The sequence below is a fragment of the Bacillus sp. P14.5 genome, from assembly GCF_003316765.1.
Lineage (GTDB): Bacteria > Bacillota > Bacilli > Bacillales > Bacillaceae_B > Rossellomorea.
This window is the reverse complement of sequence record NZ_NIJF01000109.1, coordinates 1-16,687: the sequence shown is the minus strand read 5'-3', so window position 1 is coordinate 16,687 and position 16,687 is coordinate 1. Positions and strand designations below refer to the sequence as shown.

The window sequence follows — 16,687 nt, the reverse complement described above, 5'->3', positions numbered from 1 at the left end:
CTAGCGGGACAGGTGAGACCCCGCAGGCGAATCCAGCTCCAGCGTCCAGCGACTAGCAGATTTCGGTCTCTCTCCTTGCGATAAGTCAACATCAACTCACTTCGTTCGTTGTGTTTCCTTTATCTCATACGAGAGCCCTAAAATCTGTACGTCGCTGAACGGCCGCTTCCGCTTTTTATGAAGCCGAGGAGCTCAACGCCAGCCCCGCGGAGTCGTACGCCTGGAGTGGAAATCCATTTCATTTAAAACAGCCCCAACATTTGCGAAAACAGCGTATAAAAACAGAGAGCTTGGATTAACAATATCCAAGCCCTCTGTCTTTGTATTGAATACTCACAAGTATGCTATCAATACTCCTCAGTCTCCCTGACAGTCACTTCATTCTCTTCCTTATGATAAGACTGGAAGCTTGTGATAAGCGTATCAAGGTGTTCCAGTTGTTCATCATATTCAAAGATGGCAGAGAAGATATGCAGGATGTGGAACGTGTTAATGTCACTTTCGTTATATGACTTGTTAATCTCGTCCATAAACAGGTTCATCATTTCCCGTCTGTTTAAGCAGACAGTATTCGTGTGCTCATTATCCTGGATTGTGTGCATTTTCCCTATAAAACGGAGGAGCTGCTGTTCATGGTAGGTCAACAGGCAGTCAAGCTGTTCTGTTATCGAGCCTCTAAGCTTCTCTGGAAGATGATTGAGTTCATTTTCATAACGGTTCAGGCGTTTAAGGATTTCAAAACTTCTTCTGGAAGCGGAAATCATTTGCCTGTAAATGACCAGCTTCCGGCTTTTCGCGATATCACTTGATTTAAAGTAGTTTCTTTCTTCCTTATATAAAAGATAAAGCTGTTCGCTTTTGGTCAATCGTTCCCTGATTTTTTCAAAGTCTTTCTTCAGCAGATGGAAGTCGGAAGAATGCCTGTTGCTCAAGCGGATCCATTTTAAAATCTCTTCTGTAATATCTTCAATCTTATGGTAAAGCTTCGTTTCATACTTTGGCGGAATGAATATCAAGTTGACAACAAAGGAGGCGAATACCCCTGTCATGATAGTCGAAAATCGAATCAGCGAGAATTGTATGAAGTCCTCCTGCGGTGCTTCCATGATAGCAATCAGGGTGACAAGCGCAAGTCCGATTGTGTTCTCAAGTTTCAGTTTTAAAATAATTATGATTGCAATAATGGCAGCCAGTCCTACGACGAGGATATTGTGGCCAAATAAGAGTACAAGCAAAACTGCAAGAGCAGCACCGATTAAGTTCGCTTGTATTTGTTCAATAATGGTGAGGTATGACCGGTAAATGGTCGGCTGAATAGCAAACACTGCCGCAATCCCAGCAAAGACAGGGTTGGGGAAGTTAAACATATCCGCCACCAGCAAAGCGAGTACAATTGCAATCCCGGTTTTGAAAATACGGGCACCTAGCTTCATTTTTTATATCCTTTCCAGTGTGTATATTTTTGTGAGTAACACTGCAGCAACCTTATAAAATAAAGGTAGTTTGTATATAGATGACTATATAGTAGATTTAACACAATAAGAAGATGCTAAACAGTTTTTCTAAATAGCGGCGCAATAAATACTTGTTTGTATTTAGGTGTTTTTCTTTTACAGTGTTCAGCCGCCGGAAGGAAACACTCTTTACGGCGTTAAGGATGCTTACTCTTTTAATAACATAGACCCTATTGTACTGATAAGGATGAAAAAAGGGAATAGGGATTTGTGTATTTTCTAAACGAAGAATAAGTAAAAAGGCTGTGCAGGTTGGTAAACCATCCTGCACAGCCTTTTTATAAATTTCAACTAATTGTATAAGGGGTGCTGGTGAAGCATCAGCGATGGATATCTTCTTAGGTCTTTTTCTCGTTTGATGTACCGCGCACGGCCAGCGAGGTACATGAACTTAGAGTTTTTCTGATTTGATGTACCGCGCTCCTCCAGCGAGGTACATGATTTTAAAGTTTTCCACTTTTAATGTACCACGCTTTCTATCAAATTCCCCACAGACTATTATGCTTACTCTGTAGATACAGATGGATCGGCTTGTTCTTTAGAAGGGATGACTTGAAGGAAGTGTTCACCTGGTGATGCCAGGAGTTTCCTTAAGCTTTCCGCTTCTTGTGGCTGTTCGGTCTCCAGTGTCTTAACGTATTTAGAGAGAAGTTCAGTGACATCTGCTACTCCCTGCTCATTCAACGATTGAAGCTGAACTTTGGCACCCTTCGCAATCCTTCTTGTCAAAGCTTCTTTTGTCAGCCCCATCTCAGGCTGATGGCGAAGGTAGACGACTCCGCCTGTCATTCCTGCACAAATCCATGGTCCCGGATCTCCGAGTACAAGACCGCGTCCATTTGTCATATACTCAAAGGCGAATCCTTTAATGTTTGCATTTGCCCCAAGGTTTCCATGTTCTTGAGCTGGTATAGGCTTTGTTACCTGGCCTCCGATGACCATATCTGCTCCTGACAGCCTGATACCTGCGCGTGCATCCGCATTGCCCTGAACCATCAGTAAACCTTCTTGAGCTCCATAGCCGAAGCCTTTTCCAGCAGAACCGTTGAAGAACAGGTCATTTTTGGTTCTGCCTTTCGTGACGATTATGCTTCCGCCGTAGCTGGATTTACCAAGTCCATCCTGGGCTCCTCCGCTGACGGTGATATTGATGCCTTCAACATTATAAGCACCAAGCCCGTTTCCTGGTATAGAGCAATCTTTATAAGACAGCTGGACAGGCTTTAATTCCGAATTGGCATTCTGAAGTTTGGAACGTACACGGTGTCCGGAAGCACGGCTGCCCAATACCCGCTGGTTTGAAATGACACCTGAGAATTCTCTTGAAAGGTGAAGCTCTTCGACGCTGCTGTCGAGGTATTCACCGGATACAGCCTGCAGCAATCTTGGCTGTTCAAGAGAAGCTGCTGCTTCTTTATGAAGCTGTCCGATTTCGAGCGGCTGAAGCAGAGTTGAAAGATTCATGGATTCATTTCCTCTGACCTGCTCCAACAGGTCAGAACGGCCGACTGCTTCTTGAAGATTCTGGATACCGATGGAAGCCGCAAGGGATTTCAGTTCTTCTCCAAACGCAGTGAACAGGTTGGTAAGTCCAGATACAGCCAAATCAAGCTGCCTTGGCACGAACCGGCGCAAACCATGGTCTTTAGCTTGGGCTTCCGATTCAATCTGCGTGGCGATGCCGACATGGCAAGTATCAAGATGACAGCCGCGGCATGTCGTACAGCCAATTGCAATCATTGACAGGGTGCCGAATCCGATTCTGTTGGCGCCTAGAAGCATCACTTTCATTACGTCCTGCATGCTCTTGATTCCGCCGTCAGCCCAGATTTCGACAGTGTCTCTCAAACCGGCTTCAAGTAAAGCGTTGTGGGCTGCTTTTACCCCGATTTCTACTGGAAGCCCGACATGCTGGAGCGCGTGAATCCTTGCCGCACCGGTTCCGCCGTCAAAGCCGCTTAATGTAACGATATCAGCGCCTGCTTTGGCAATACCGACAGCGATGGTGCCGATATTCGGAACAACTGGTACTTTTACAGCGACTTTTGCCTGGTCATTGGCCGTTTTCAGTTCATGAATCATTTGAGCCAAATCTTCTATTGAATAAATATCATGGTTGTTGGAAGGCGAGATCAAATCAGAACCGATTGTCGCATTACGGGCCTGGGCGATTTTTGCCGTTACTTTTGAACCTGGAAGGTGTCCTCCTTCACCCGGTTTGGCTCCTTGGCCAATCTTGATTTCGAGCAGATTGGAAGAGTTCAGAAGCTCGGCGTTGACACCGAAGCGGCCGGAAGCGATTTGCTGTCCGCGTGTTTTGGGATATTTGCCTATCATATCCTTGATCTCTCCGCCTTCTCCATTCAAACTGACCATATTAAGGCGGTCCGCCGCTTCTGCATATGCCCTGAACGCTATTTCGTTCTGGGAACCGAATGACATGGAAGCGATGGCGAAAGGAAGGCTGTGACTGCCTACACTTATATCCACTTTCTCAGGAGAAATCGGGTTTTCGGACTTTTTGAGAGAAGTCAGATGCCTTATTGTTACAGGCTTTGTCTCTTCCTGCTCAGTGATTTTTTCTCTGTAACCTGTATAATCACCGGTTCTGGCTACATCTCCAATCGCTTTCCAGATACGGGGGAACAGATGAAAGCTCTTGGAAATCCTTTGTTTTTCATCAAAGTAATCTGCTGCTCTTTGGACAGAGTCCTTTTTCATTTCCTCGAAATTGAACGCAAGGCCTTCAGCACCGAAGAAGTTGACGATATCCAGTGTCCTGGCAACCTCTTCGCTCAAGCCTATGGAAGAGAAAAGCCTTCCGTAACCTCTAAGTTCATGGATGCCGATAGTGGAAATGACTTTTTCCAATCCTTTTTGTAAAGAAGTGTATAAATTCAATACCGGCTCGTTGGATTCTTCCTCGAGTACAGTCAGGAACATATAGTAAGGGCTGATTGCATCCGCCCCGAAACCGTAGGCGACTATGACGTCATGAAGAGAACGGATTGCTGCCGAGCGAAGAAGCAGGGAGCAGTCTCTTCTTAAAGAATCGTCTGTCAGGCGCTGGTCGATCGCAGACAAAGCAAGGTGGGGATCGAGCCACAGCTTCCCATCATGGTGCGAATCTCCATCATCCAATACAAGCAGGGTTTTGCCGGATGAAACAGCCTCGGCAGCTTCATCAGCCAATCTTTCTAATGCTTGGGGAATTGTTTCTTCCTCCGAGAATGTAATAGAGATGAAATGACCTAGATTGTTTGTTTGAAATAAATCAACCAATCCATCATAGCTTGGCTGCTGCAAACCCTCTGAAGCCTGCCAGCCGGCTTTTCCCTCAATGAGAAGGGGGGTCAGCAATTCAACAGCAAGGGATTCCTCTGTCCTTCTATTGTAATGCGGTCGTTTCCCGATGATCGTCCTGGTGGAGAAATGCTCCGTTTCACGGTCTCTGTCGATTGCCGGATTGGTAACAACTGCTACACTTTCTTTTATAAAGTCCGTCACGTTCTTTCGGTTAGGGTTGATGGCAGCAAGGGGGGAGTCATGACCGAGCGACCGGATCGGCTCCGCGCCTTTTTCTGCCATCTGCTCCAAAAGCTGAACTTGTTCGCGTTCCCAGCCGAAAGCATTATACTGTCCGTTTTCAATGCTGGTCGGATAACTCATCATGATGTTTTTTGGCAGATTCAGTGTTTCAAGCCTGCTCTTGTATCCCTTAAAGGCGATTCGGTTCTCAAAACGGCTGTGGATCTCACTTTGGAAATCGGTATATTCATATTTTTTGATACGGTCATTATCCCAGGCGAAACCAATTTTTTCACCTGGCGAGAGTGGCTTGGGGTCTGCCGTGAATTCTGAAGAATTGATGATTCCCGGCTCAGATGCGAAAACATAGGCGCTTTCAACTTCCAGCATCCATAACGGGCGCAGTCCCAATGAATCCACACTGAAGACAGCTTCTTCCCCAAACCGTGAAACGATACCGGCAGGACCCTGGGCAAAATGTCCCCATGTCTCTCTTAAATAAGCGTATAGGTCCTGGAGATGATCGGGGTATTGCTTGATTTCATTAATAATGGGAGGAAACACTAACTCCATGGCTTCAAAAAGGGAGTAGCCGTCTCTTCCAATGAGGGTTTCGATTGTTCTGTTAAGATCTTGTGAATCACTTCCGTTCTCCACAAGGGGTACATCAATTTTCTTCGCTTCAGCTCTAAGTTTGCTGATTGTATTGATTTCTCCGTTATGGCCGATAACGCTGAATGGCTGCACCCTGAAAAAGTTTGAGAGGGTGTTAGTTGAATAACGGTTATGCCCAAGTGTCATAGTAGAAGCGATTTTCGGATGTGTCAGGTCTTTATAGTATTCCTGCAGTGAAGCACCGGCTCCCATGACTTTGTAGACAACATGATCAGGGCTTAAGGAAGCTGCATGGACAGCGCTGTTTTCTTCTATAGAATTCTGCAGCTCAAATAGGCTTTGATAGATTTCACCTGTTTTAAGATTTTCCGGAGCGAGAAGCGCCGTTTGTAAAAAATGCGGGTTTTCTTGAGCGGCAATCGGGCCCAAAGCGTCCGGACAGGTTGAGTCGATAGTGGTCAACACAACCTGATATCCTTGTTTTTCAAGTTTGGCGACAATTTCCTGTTTTCCTTGGTTTACTGGAATTCCTTTGATAAAAAAGTGGCCGATAATGAATCGGGGTGATAGTGCTAAAGAGGGATCGATAGAAGCGGCTTCAAGCTTTTCGGACCAGACGGCTCTCGGAATGTCTATATGTATACCAGCTCCGTCTCCTTCGCCATTTATGAAGCCTGCCCGGTGATCCATCGTGACCAAAGCGTCGATACAGCGTTCGATATTTTCCCTGGTGGGCAATTTATTTTTTCAATGGAAGCAACAATTCCGCAAGCATCATGAGCACCATTGTGAAAGTCTCTAAAGAGCTCCGGGCTCCAATTTTGTCGTTGTTCGTTCAATAAAAGCACCTCCGTTAATAATACAGAATACATAACAAAATATTCTGAATACTAATTCAATGATAGCATAAGAATTTTCAGAATTCAATTTTTTATTCAAAATGATGGATGGTAAAAGAGGTAGGTTAAAAGGAGAAGTCTCTGTAAACGCTTTCATTATAAGATAATAAAAAACAAGGAGGAAGTCCCCCTTGTATATGTGTGAATGTTTATGCGTCTTGTAATTGCTGGAATGCATAGTCTACTGCTTCGATGGTCTCCTCGATATCTTTTTCGGTGTGGGCAGTAGTAATGAACCAAGCCTCATATTTTGAAGGTGCAAGGTTGATGCCCTGGCGAAGCATGAGGTTAAAGAATTTGGAGAACATTTCTCCGTCTGTTGCCTCAGCCTGATCGTAATTTTCCACCTTTTCGGTTGTGAAGTATAAGGTAAGAGCGCCTTTCAATCGATTGATTGAAATCGGTGCCTCATGCTTTTTGGCAGCCTTTAATATGCCTTCTTCAAGTAGGGCGCCCAAGCGGTCGAGTTCCTCATATACCCCTTCCTCTTTCAGAACTTCAAGGCATGCGATTCCTGAAAGGATGGAAGCTGGATTTCCGGCCATTGTTCCTGCCTGATAGGCCGGGCCAAGAGGTGCGACTTTTTCCATGATTTCAGCTTTTCCGCCATAAGCGCCGATTGGAAGGCCGCCGCCTATGATTTTACCCATTGCTGTCAGGTCAGGTTTGATGCCAAGCATATCCTGAGCTCCTCCATACATGAAGCGGAATGCTGTGATTACCTCATCATAAATGACAAGTGCACCTGCATCATGTGAGATATCATTAACCTGCTGAAGGAACCCTTCTTTTGGTTCAACGATGCCAAAGTTGCCGACAATCGGTTCCACAAGGACTCCTGCTATTTGGTCTCCCCATTTTTCCATCGCTTCTTTAAATGGTTCAATGTCATTGAAGGGAACGGTGATGACCTCATTGGCGATGCTTTTCGGAACCCCTGCAGAGTCTGGTGTGCCCAAAGTCGAGGGACCAGAACCTGCTGCCACAAGGACCAGGTCTGAATGGCCATGGTAACAGCCGGCGAATTTGATGATTTTGTCTCTGCCGGTGTATGCCCGCGCAACCCTGATGGTCGTCATGACTGCTTCTGTTCCTGAATTGACGAACCTGACTTTATCCAAGTTCGGCATTGCTTCTCTAAGCATTTCTGCATATTTCACTTCAAACGGTGTAGGTGTTCCGTATAAAATACCGTTCTCAGCTGCTTTTGTAATGGCTTCTGTAATGTGAGGATGTGCATGGCCTGTGATGATAGGTCCGTATGCAGCAAGGTAATCAATATACTTATTGCCGTCCACATCCCAGAAGTAGGCTCCTTTGGCACGTTCCATGGCAACAGGGGAACCGCCGCCGACTGCTTTGTATGAACGTGAAGGGCTGTTCACGCCGCCCACTATGCTTTCTAAAGCTTTTTTATGTAAACGTTCAGAATTACTGAAATTCATAGTATTCCTCCTTTGTTTTTCTGAATCTCTCACTCATTTTAGTATGATGCCACCCATTGCGCAAATGATGGAATCATTGAACGTCTAGGAAGATAGTGGAGATTAAGCATCTCCGGCTCTGAATCCGTGTGTACTGTGTTACACTATTTCATGGTTTAACTGGAAGGAGGAACAGAAATGAATGCAATAGAAGTCCACAATCTCCGAAAAGATTTTAAAGCCTACTCCAGCCGTTCTGGATTAAAGGGTGCTTTCCGGGATTTATTTACCCGCAATTATAAAGTCGTTTCGGCAGTTAATGATATAAGTTTTACAGTGAAGCAAGGAGAAATGGTCGGGTATATCGGTGAAAATGGCGCCGGTAAATCGACCAGCATCAAAATGCTTACAGGGATTCTGACACCGACGTCGGGTACGGTGACGGTCAATGGCATGAACCCTCATAAGGAGAGGGAGAAGTTTGTCAGCAGCATAGGGGTGGTGTTCGGCCAGAGATCCCAACTGTGGTGGGATATCGCGGTCCAGGAATCCTTTCAGCTATTGAAAAAGGTCTACAAGGTTCCTGATCAACAGTACAAGGAACATATGGATCATGTCATCGAAACGCTGGAAATAGCACCTCTGCTGGACAAGCCTGTCAGAAAACTTTCCTTAGGACAGCGGATGAGATGCGAACTTGCTGCAGCTCTTGTGCACAATCCGAAGCTCTTATTTCTGGATGAGCCGACAATCGGATTGGACGTGCTCGTAAAATTGAAAATCAGGCAGTTCTTAAAGGAAATCAATGAGAAATATAACACTACTATTCTCCTCACGACACATGACCTCTCTGATATAGAGGCACTTTGCGAACGGGTTGTCATGCTTGATGAGGGACAGATCATCTATGATGGAGCGCTTCAGAATCTGAAAACAGAGTGGGGAGAACAAAAAGAAATTGTTTTCCAATTCATTGACCAGCCTGCAATAGAGGGATTGAACTCACTCACTGCTGAGTTGGGGGCTCAATGGCAGCTCGATGAAAAAGATATGAGTTTCTCAGCGCTTATCGATGTGGATGATAATAAAATATCCGAATTGATCGGCCTCGTTGTTTCCGCCTATAAAGTCAGGGACATGAAGATCAAGGAGACGACAACAGAAGAGATCATCCGCAACATTTATGAACAGGGTGTTGTCGATATTAAACCACAACGAGAAACAGTGAAGGCTTAGGGGGATCAGCAATGTCAAAATATATTGAGATGATCCGCATCCGCTTTTTGATGATGCTTGCTTACCGTACGAATTATTACAGCGGCATCCTGATTTACAGTATCAATATCGGCGCTTATTATTTCTTGTGGCAGGCCATCTATGGAGGGAAAGAGGATATCGAAGGGTTGTCTGTCATTCAAATGACTACCTATATAGCGGTTGCCTGGATGGCAAGGGCCTTTTATTTCAATAATATCGATAGAGAGATAGCCGCCGAAATAAAAGAGGGAAAAGTGGCTGTTGAATTGATCAGGCCTTACAGTTACCTCGGAATGAAAACTATGCAGGGACTGGGAGAGGGAATATTCAGGCTGCTGTTTTTCTCCGTTCCCGGTATGGTGATCGTAGCCCTTGTCTTTCCTATTGAAGTTTCAGCTAATGTCTCCACTTGGCTGATCTTTGCCGTCTCCATCATTTTCAGCTTCATGATTAATACCCAAATCAACTTGCTGACTGGAATTACTACATTTTTCTTATTTAACAATGATGGATTGATCCGCGCTAAACGGGTTGTTATCGATCTGTTTTCAGGCCTCCTGCTGCCGATCAGTTTCTTTCCTATTTGGGCGCAGGAAACCATGAAGTTTTTGCCTTTTCAAAGCATCAGTTATGTTCCGAGCATGATTTTCACAGAAGGTTATGCTGGCTTCGAAGTATATGAAGCTCTCGGTATGCAGGCTGTCTGGGTACTCGTGCTGATGGTTCCGATCTGGGCACTGTGGCAGATCGCCAAAAAACAAATGACAATTCAAGGAGGGTGAGAAGTGTTTTATCTATCAATGTTCTTCCGGTATGTTTCCCAATATATGAAAACAAGATTGCAGTACCGAACAGATCTTGTTGTTGAAATACTTTCTGATTTGCTCTTCCAAGCTGTCAATCTAGTCTTTATCCTGGTTGTTTTCGGTCATACCCAGTTCTTAAGTGGATGGACCCGGGACGAAATCATCTTCATCTATGGGTTCTTCCTTGTTCCGTATGCCCTTTTCTCAACCTTCTTCAATATCTGGGATTTTAATGAGAGGTATATTGTAAAAGGGGAAATGGACCGAATTCTGACCCGACCGATTCATAGTCTCTTCCAGGTCATCCTGGAGAGGATGGAGCTTGAATCTTTGTTCGGCGTCATAACAGGGATTGTCATCATGGTCTATGCAGGGGAAAACCTTGGTCTCACGATAGAATGGATGGACCCGATCCTGTTCGTATTGTTTGTGGCAGGAGGAGCACTTGTATACGCAGGGATTTTTATATGCCTTGCCAGTATCGGCTTCTGGTCGGACGCGAAAACCTCCATAATGCCAATGATGTACAATATCGGAAATTACGGCAGATACCCTGTGGACATATACAATAATGTTATCCGGTTTGTCCTGACTTGGATCCTTCCTTTTGCATTCGTCGGTGTGTATCCGGCCGCCTATTTTCTCGGCAGGGAAGAGTGGTATGTCTTTTCCTACCTGACTCCGCTGATCGGCACAGCATTCTTCGCGCTTTCCATCTTTCTTTGGAATGAAGGGGTGAAAAGGTATCGTGGAGCAGGGAACTAGATAGGGATTCTGACGAACATCTTCTATTTATAGAAGGTGTTTTTTTGTTTGTTCAACATTATTCGGGAGGTCTGTACGTAAAATGTAAGACAGGCTACTAAAACTCACTATCCAAAAGGATTGATGAATGATGGTTTATATATTGGTAACTGCTATTGCATTTTGTATGGTGATGAGTTTAAGAACGCTTTTCTTTCCGTCAAAATGGCGGGAAAAGCACCTCTCCATTAAGAATTTTCTTTTGTTGGGCATTTCTTATCTCGTGTTGATGCTGGGTTTCGGGCTGGTTTATGTCCTTCTTGAAGTGGAAGGAATCGACCTGCTGACAGAGGGAGGGGAAGTCATCGAGGGAGATTTCCTTGATCACTTGTTCACCTGTTTATACTTCAGCGGGGTCACCCTGTTTTCAGTAGGTTATGGAGATGTGACACCTATAGGGGTAGGAAGAGGAATTGCGCTCGTTGAATCATGGCTGGGGTATACAATTCCTGCAGCATTTGTGATAAAAACATTTTTTGTGGATGATCAGAGGGGGAAGCCTCCTGGAAGGACAAACAGTTGAGCCTTCCATTCATTTTGGGTAAGCTAAAAGTAATCAACTATTAGGAGGCATAATAATGACAGTTGAAACAGGGAAGATGGCCCCGCAATTTGAACTTGAGGCAAGTAATGGTGAAACTGTGAAACTCTCTGATTACCGGGGAAAGAATGTCGTGCTTTACTTTTATCCAAAAGATATGACACCCGGCTGTACAACAGAGGCATGTGATTTCAGGGACCAGCATGAGCAATTCGCAGATCTTGATGCAGTGATTCTCGGCGTAAGTCCGGACCCGAAGAACAAACATGAGAAGTTTGTTGAAAAGCACGGACTGCCATTTCTGCTGCTGGTGGATGAAAATCATGAAACGGCAGAGGATTATGGCGTCTGGAAGCTGAAGAAAAACTTTGGTAAAGAATATATGGGCATTGAGCGGTCCACCTTCATTATTGATAAGGAAGGCAATATTGCTAAAGAATGGAGAAAAGTGAAAGTGAAGGGCCATGTAGAAGAAGCGCTGAATTATATTAAAAAAAATCTTCAATAAGGCCTATTTTTAGAAAGAGGAGGCTTTTGTCCATTCACTTTCCTTCATATTACATAGATTAAAGTAGGGCATACCTCCTCAAATAAGTCTCGGATCTTTGACGGCTGGATAACGCGGCCGTTCTTTTTTTTGGACACTTTTAATTACCTCTGGTCGAAAAGAGTGCGGCTGTTTTAAGTGTATTCGAATTCCACCCCACTCCTCATACGTAAAAGGGAAAGTGAAATAACATTCAAAGGAAACAAGCTGGCAGAAAAGAGACTGATTACCTTCGTTTTTTAGATGATTATCGTTCTTGGGATTTTAACGAAAGAAAACATATTTTATGAAACAGCTTCTTTTAAAAATTGTGTATCGTTCACTAATAACCCAGTTCCGCATACACTATCGTTAAAACAGGAGGTGCATTCAGGTGAAAGTGAATACAGCAGGAAGTCCAAAGCATGCCCCTGATTCAGCGGAAATAACCAGCATTTTAAAAAACGAGAACGAACTTCTAAAAACACAAAACTTGAAATTGATGGCGGAATTAGAAGAATTAAAGATGCAAAACCAGGTATTGAAGGAGCAGCTGGAGGCTGTAGAGGAAACGGGGAATTCTCCGGTTTCTTTGAATGAACTTGTCAGTGTATTTCAAGGATTCCTGCCTTTTGATGCCAAAGCATTCGGAGAAGTAAACACAGCGATCATAGAATCAGAATTTGCTCAGCAGGTATTTTCTATTGAAGATATAGAAAGCGAACATATAGGTGACTTTCTGGAAGGAATACTTGAATTAGATAAAGCATTAAATGGAGTGGAAACTGATAGTCCGATACTTCAGATCGACACTATTGTGGAAGATGGAGAGACGGAATAAAAATAAGCCTGGAAGATCCAAGTTTTTTGGGTCTTTTTTAATTACCCAGAGAATAGTAATTCACCATGCTAAACCCGGCAAATTAGGAATTCCGCAACTGAACCATTTATTAGGAAAATAAATCTCCAGATGATAAAATATACATACAAAGCGCTGGAAATAGAGGTGCCGCTATGAAAGTATTGTACACGTTCCATCCATCGGAGAAATTAACAAAAGATATAGAAGCCGAATATCCTGACTGCGAGTTCGAGTACTGTAACTCAATACAGCAAGCTTGGGATTCTTTACGAGAAGCGGAAGTGATTGTCACTTTCGGGGAAGACCTGACTGACGATCATATCAGGCAGGCGGAGAACCTTCGCTGGATAATGGTCATGTCAGCCGGCTTGGAATTAATGCCCTTGAAGCTTATTGAAGAAAAAGGCATTTTAGTGACCAATGTGAAGGGCATCCATGCTGTACCGATGGCCGAATTCGCCCTGGGATCCATGCTCCAGCATGCCAAACAATTTCAGCGGATAAAAGAAGAAGTAAGCGAGGGACTGTGGAAGAGGGAAGTCCCAAGCGCTGAGTTGTACGGAAAAACCTTGCTCATTTTAGGAGCCGGCGCTATTGGCAGCGAAATCGCAAGGCTGGGTAAAGCTTTCAGAATGAAGGTTTTGGGTATAAACACTAGTGGAAACATAAAGGCTGACTTCGATGAAATGCATCCGCTTAAAGAGTTGAAAAGCATCCTCGGAACAGCGGATTATGTGATATCTGTCCTTCCAAGTACAATAGAAACAAGGTACTTACTGAAAAAAGAGCATTTTCAATGTATGAAGAAGTCCTCTGTATTCATAAATATAGGAAGAGGGGACTTGTTCGAAAGTTCCGTCCTTATTGATGCGCTGCAGAATAACGAACTTGCACATGCATGCCTGGATGTGTTCGAACGGGAGCCGCTGGAAAAGGATCACCCTTTTTGGAAGATGGAGAAGGTGACCATCACCCCGCATCTATCCAGCAGGACAGAACAATATCTTCCGCGTTCTTTTGATATTTTCAAAAAGAACCTGACAACCTATATTAATAATGAGAATGATTATATTAATAAAATTCAAGTGGAGAGAGGGTACTGAGCTATGAAAATTTATACTAAAACTGGTGATAAGGGGACGACCTCCCTTGTATACGGTCAGCGGGTTTCAAAGGCGGACCGCAGAGTGGAAGCCTACGGGACCTGCGATGAAGCGAATTCTTTGATTGGACTGGGGTTAAGCTATATCAAGAATGAATATTTTGAAGAACGCGGGGAATTCGAAGCAGTCTTTCATAAGATTCAAACGACCTTGTTCCATGTTGGCGCAGAGCTTGCTACACCTTCAGGGAAAGAAGTGAAATGGAAGGTGACGGAAGACGATGTGAAGGAACTGGAATCAACGATTGATAAGTGGGACTCCGCTTTGACTCCGTTATCCAACTTCATTCTTCCCGGCGGCCATCCTGCAGGAGCGGCATTACATACCGCCAGAACAGTAGTCCGCAGAGCGGAGAGGGAATCAGTCAGTATAGATGAAGAAGTTAACCCGCTTGTTTTGTCGTATTTAAACCGCCTGTCGGATTTTCTGTTTGTTGCGGCAAGATATATAAACAATCAGCTTGGTGAAAAGGAGCAAAATCTTCATCAAGGTAATTAAAGAGGAGTTTTATTGACAAAACCTTACCATCGTTAGTACACTAATTATAAACATTATAAAATAATAATCTTTATGGAATAGAGGTGCATGGCGATGTCAGAGGTCCAATTAAAAGAAGCGATCGACACGCTGAAGGAAACTGGAGTCCGTATTACTCCCCAACGTCATGCGATTTTGGAATACTTGATACATTCTATGGCGCACCCAACTGCTGATGATATTTATAAAGCATTAGAAGGTAAGTTCCCGAATATGAGTGTAGCGACAGTCTATAACAACCTGAGAGTATTCAGGGAAGTGGGATTAGTAAAAGAGTTGACCTACGGAGACGCATCCAGCCGCTTTGATTATGTGACAACCGATCATTATCATGTAATCTGTGATGAGTGCGGAAAGATCGTCGACTTTCACTATCCGGGACTGGATGAAGTGGAGCATCTCGCTTCACATGTCACTGGTTTCAAAGTTCGCAATCACAGGATGGAGATATACGGAACGTGCGATGACTGCAGTAAGAATAAAGAACATTAAAAAAGGAATTGCCGGAAATTTCGGCGATTCCTTTTTTTAGTGTTTAACTGCATTTGCAGCCGATGTATAGTGTGGATGAAGTGTTACCCTTTTTTATTGTAGCCTTCGTTGAATTCTTTTCCTTCAAGCCCTTTGTCAAGAGTCAGAGGCTCGTTACAATACATACACATATCCACCCTTCCAAGAACTTTTGTCGGCTTTCCGCAATTCGGGCATACAACCTGCACTGCCTTTGTGGATAACATGCCGATCCAGAAGTATACAACAGTACTTCCCGCTATGGCGAGTAATCCAAGCAGCATGAAGATAGTCATAACAATAGGGTGTTCTCTAAAGAAAATTCCGCCATACATAATGATGAAGCCGATAAAAATCAAACTCAGAGCAAATGTGCGGATTTTATTAATTTTACTGGAATATTTTTTGGCCATTATTGTCCCTCCTAAAAAAATACTATACCATATTTATTTGGGATTTAGTGATGAAGACATGAGTTTGTCGAAATTTGACTGAGGAAGAGGCAGGATTTTTTATTTCCCCGTCGAAATAGTAATCCTAATGAAAGTAAGTGGAGGAATCAAAAGATGGAAGATATATTAAGACCCATATACCAAGAAAGAGCAAGCCACCCCGATACTTTAGGAGTACTGATGATCGATCAGAGGCAGAAAGCAAGCCCGTTGACGGATACTTTTGATATTGTTTTGCTTATTATAGTGAAGGAATCCGAAACGCCTGTTTTTATAAAACATTATTCCTACGAACAACAAAAAGCAGCCCTTCATATTGTAAGTGAGGATAAACTGAAAGAATGGATGCTTCTCGGAACGAACAGAAAGATCGTAGAATGGCTGTTTAATGGAAAGATCATTTTTGACAGAAATGAATATATCAGTAATTTAAAAATGGAGCTAAGGGATTTTCCGTTCTATGGAAGAAAAATAAAAATAGGCTTGGAGTTCTCCAAACTTATTCGAAGGTACCTCGATGGTAAAGCGTTCTTTGAAAACAAGCATCACCTTGACGCATATAACCATGTCGTTCATTCTCTTCATCACCTTGCAAGGCTGGCGGTGATTGAAAATGGCTTTCACCCGGAAGTGACCGTATGGAACCAGGTTAAGCAGATCGAGCCGGAGATCTTTAAATTGTATGAAGAACTGATCAATAGCAGGGAAGACCTGGAGAAAAGGCTTGAATTATTATTTCTTGCAAGTGAATTCCTTATTCATTCCAGACTGAAGGTAGGATCGGAGCATCTGATCAGTATTATGGAAGAAAAAGAACAGTGGAGCTTCAATGAGCTTTTAGAACATGAAGAAATCCAGCCATACTCAGTAGATCTCAGTGTACTGATAGAATACTTGACAGAAAAGAACATTCTCGAAACTGTCAGAGTGGAAACAAAGGGGCAGGGCTTGTTCCATAGATATTACAGAGTCCCTAAAAAATTATATTAAAATATCATAAATCTGTTGACTTCATTTTATAACCTTGTTATAGTAATAAACGTCGCTGCTGAACGAAATGCTGATTTCGGTCAGTGGCGACTGAGTTTCACAAAAACATCTCTTAAAACTTTTTGAAAAAAGTTATTGACTCAATAACAAAGAGATGTTAAGATAATAAAGTCGCTTCAAACGGGGCGCCGAAATGATTGAACCTTGAAAACTGAACAAAACAAGACAAACAAACGTCAACGTTAATCTAGTAAGAACA

General features: G+C 43.5%; 13 protein-coding genes and 1 pseudogene. 10 read left to right on the top strand and 4 right to left on the bottom strand.

Annotated elements, in window-relative coordinates:
• Positions 1 to 347: 347 nt before the first annotated feature.
• From B9Z54_RS21840 to B9Z54_RS21825, 3 genes and pseudogenes are all read right to left on the bottom strand, one after another.
• Positions 348 to 1,433 (bottom strand): FUSC family protein, encoded by a 1,086-nt coding sequence (locus tag B9Z54_RS21840; protein WP_113930470.1) that lies wholly within the window; start codon positions 1,431 to 1,433, stop codon positions 348 to 350.
• A 585-nt stretch (positions 1,434 to 2,018) separates the two neighbouring features.
• A pseudogene (locus B9Z54_RS21835) lies at positions 2,019 to 6,529 on the bottom strand (glutamate synthase-related protein).
• 176 nt (positions 6,530 to 6,705) lie between these two features.
• Positions 6,706 to 8,001, bottom strand: coding sequence for a glutamate-1-semialdehyde 2,1-aminomutase (locus B9Z54_RS21825; protein WP_113930467.1), 1,296 nt, complete (start codon positions 7,999 to 8,001; stop codon positions 6,706 to 6,708).
• Positions 8,002 to 8,178: 177 nt separating this feature from the next.
• Between B9Z54_RS21825 and B9Z54_RS21820 the strand changes: the two genes are divergently transcribed.
• The 9 genes from B9Z54_RS21820 to perR all read left to right on the top strand — a co-directional run bounded on the left by B9Z54_RS21820 (position 8,179) and on the right by perR (position 14,968).
• Positions 8,179 to 9,216: an ABC transporter ATP-binding protein gene (locus B9Z54_RS21820; RefSeq protein WP_113930466.1), complete on the top strand. Its 1,038-nt coding sequence runs from the start codon at positions 8,179 to 8,181 to the stop codon at positions 9,214 to 9,216.
• 11 nt (positions 9,217 to 9,227) lie between these two features.
• On the top strand, positions 9,228 to 10,019 hold the full coding sequence (locus B9Z54_RS21815; RefSeq protein ID WP_113930465.1) for an ABC transporter permease: 792 nt from the start codon (positions 9,228 to 9,230) through the stop codon (positions 10,017 to 10,019).
• A gap of 3 nt (positions 10,020 to 10,022) precedes the next feature.
• Complete coding sequence (locus B9Z54_RS21810) at positions 10,023 to 10,808, top strand: ABC transporter permease (RefSeq protein ID WP_113930464.1); 786 nt, start codon at positions 10,023 to 10,025, stop codon at positions 10,806 to 10,808.
• 244 nt (positions 10,809 to 11,052) lie between these two features.
• Positions 11,053 to 11,370: an ion channel gene (locus B9Z54_RS21805; protein WP_240190057.1), complete on the top strand. Its 318-nt coding sequence runs from the start codon at positions 11,053 to 11,055 to the stop codon at positions 11,368 to 11,370.
• Between the two features lie 55 nt (positions 11,371 to 11,425).
• On the top strand, positions 11,426 to 11,896 hold the full coding sequence (gene bcp, locus B9Z54_RS21800) for a thioredoxin-dependent thiol peroxidase (RefSeq protein WP_113930463.1): 471 nt from the start codon (positions 11,426 to 11,428) through the stop codon (positions 11,894 to 11,896).
• Between the two features lie 412 nt (positions 11,897 to 12,308).
• Positions 12,309 to 12,755, top strand: a complete 447-nt coding sequence (locus B9Z54_RS21795; protein ID WP_113930462.1) for a hypothetical protein — start codon at positions 12,309 to 12,311, stop codon at positions 12,753 to 12,755.
• A gap of 173 nt (positions 12,756 to 12,928) precedes the next feature.
• Positions 12,929 to 13,879 (top strand): D-2-hydroxyacid dehydrogenase, encoded by a 951-nt coding sequence (locus tag B9Z54_RS21790; protein WP_113930461.1) that lies wholly within the window; start codon positions 12,929 to 12,931, stop codon positions 13,877 to 13,879.
• A gap of 3 nt (positions 13,880 to 13,882) precedes the next feature.
• A complete protein-coding gene (locus B9Z54_RS21785; protein WP_113930460.1) occupies positions 13,883 to 14,437 on the top strand; it encodes a cob(I)yrinic acid a,c-diamide adenosyltransferase in 555 nt (184 codons plus the stop codon).
• A 93-nt stretch (positions 14,438 to 14,530) separates the two neighbouring features.
• The gene (gene perR, locus B9Z54_RS21780; RefSeq protein ID WP_162785325.1) at positions 14,531 to 14,968 is read left to right on the top strand and encodes a peroxide-responsive transcriptional repressor PerR; all 438 of its coding nucleotides are present in this window, start codon (positions 14,531 to 14,533) and stop codon (positions 14,966 to 14,968) included.
• A gap of 83 nt (positions 14,969 to 15,051) precedes the next feature.
• On the opposite strand, the gene B9Z54_RS21775 is transcribed toward perR, so the two are convergent.
• A complete protein-coding gene (locus B9Z54_RS21775) occupies positions 15,052 to 15,399 on the bottom strand; it encodes a YgzB family protein (protein ID WP_113930458.1) in 348 nt (115 codons plus the stop codon).
• Between the two features lie 153 nt (positions 15,400 to 15,552).
• On the opposite strand from B9Z54_RS21775, the gene B9Z54_RS21770 reads away from it, so the two are divergent.
• The gene (locus B9Z54_RS21770) at positions 15,553 to 16,428 is read left to right on the top strand and encodes a nucleotidyltransferase-like protein (protein ID WP_113930457.1); all 876 of its coding nucleotides are present in this window, start codon (positions 15,553 to 15,555) and stop codon (positions 16,426 to 16,428) included.
• The last annotated feature ends 259 nt before the right edge of the window (positions 16,429 to 16,687 follow it).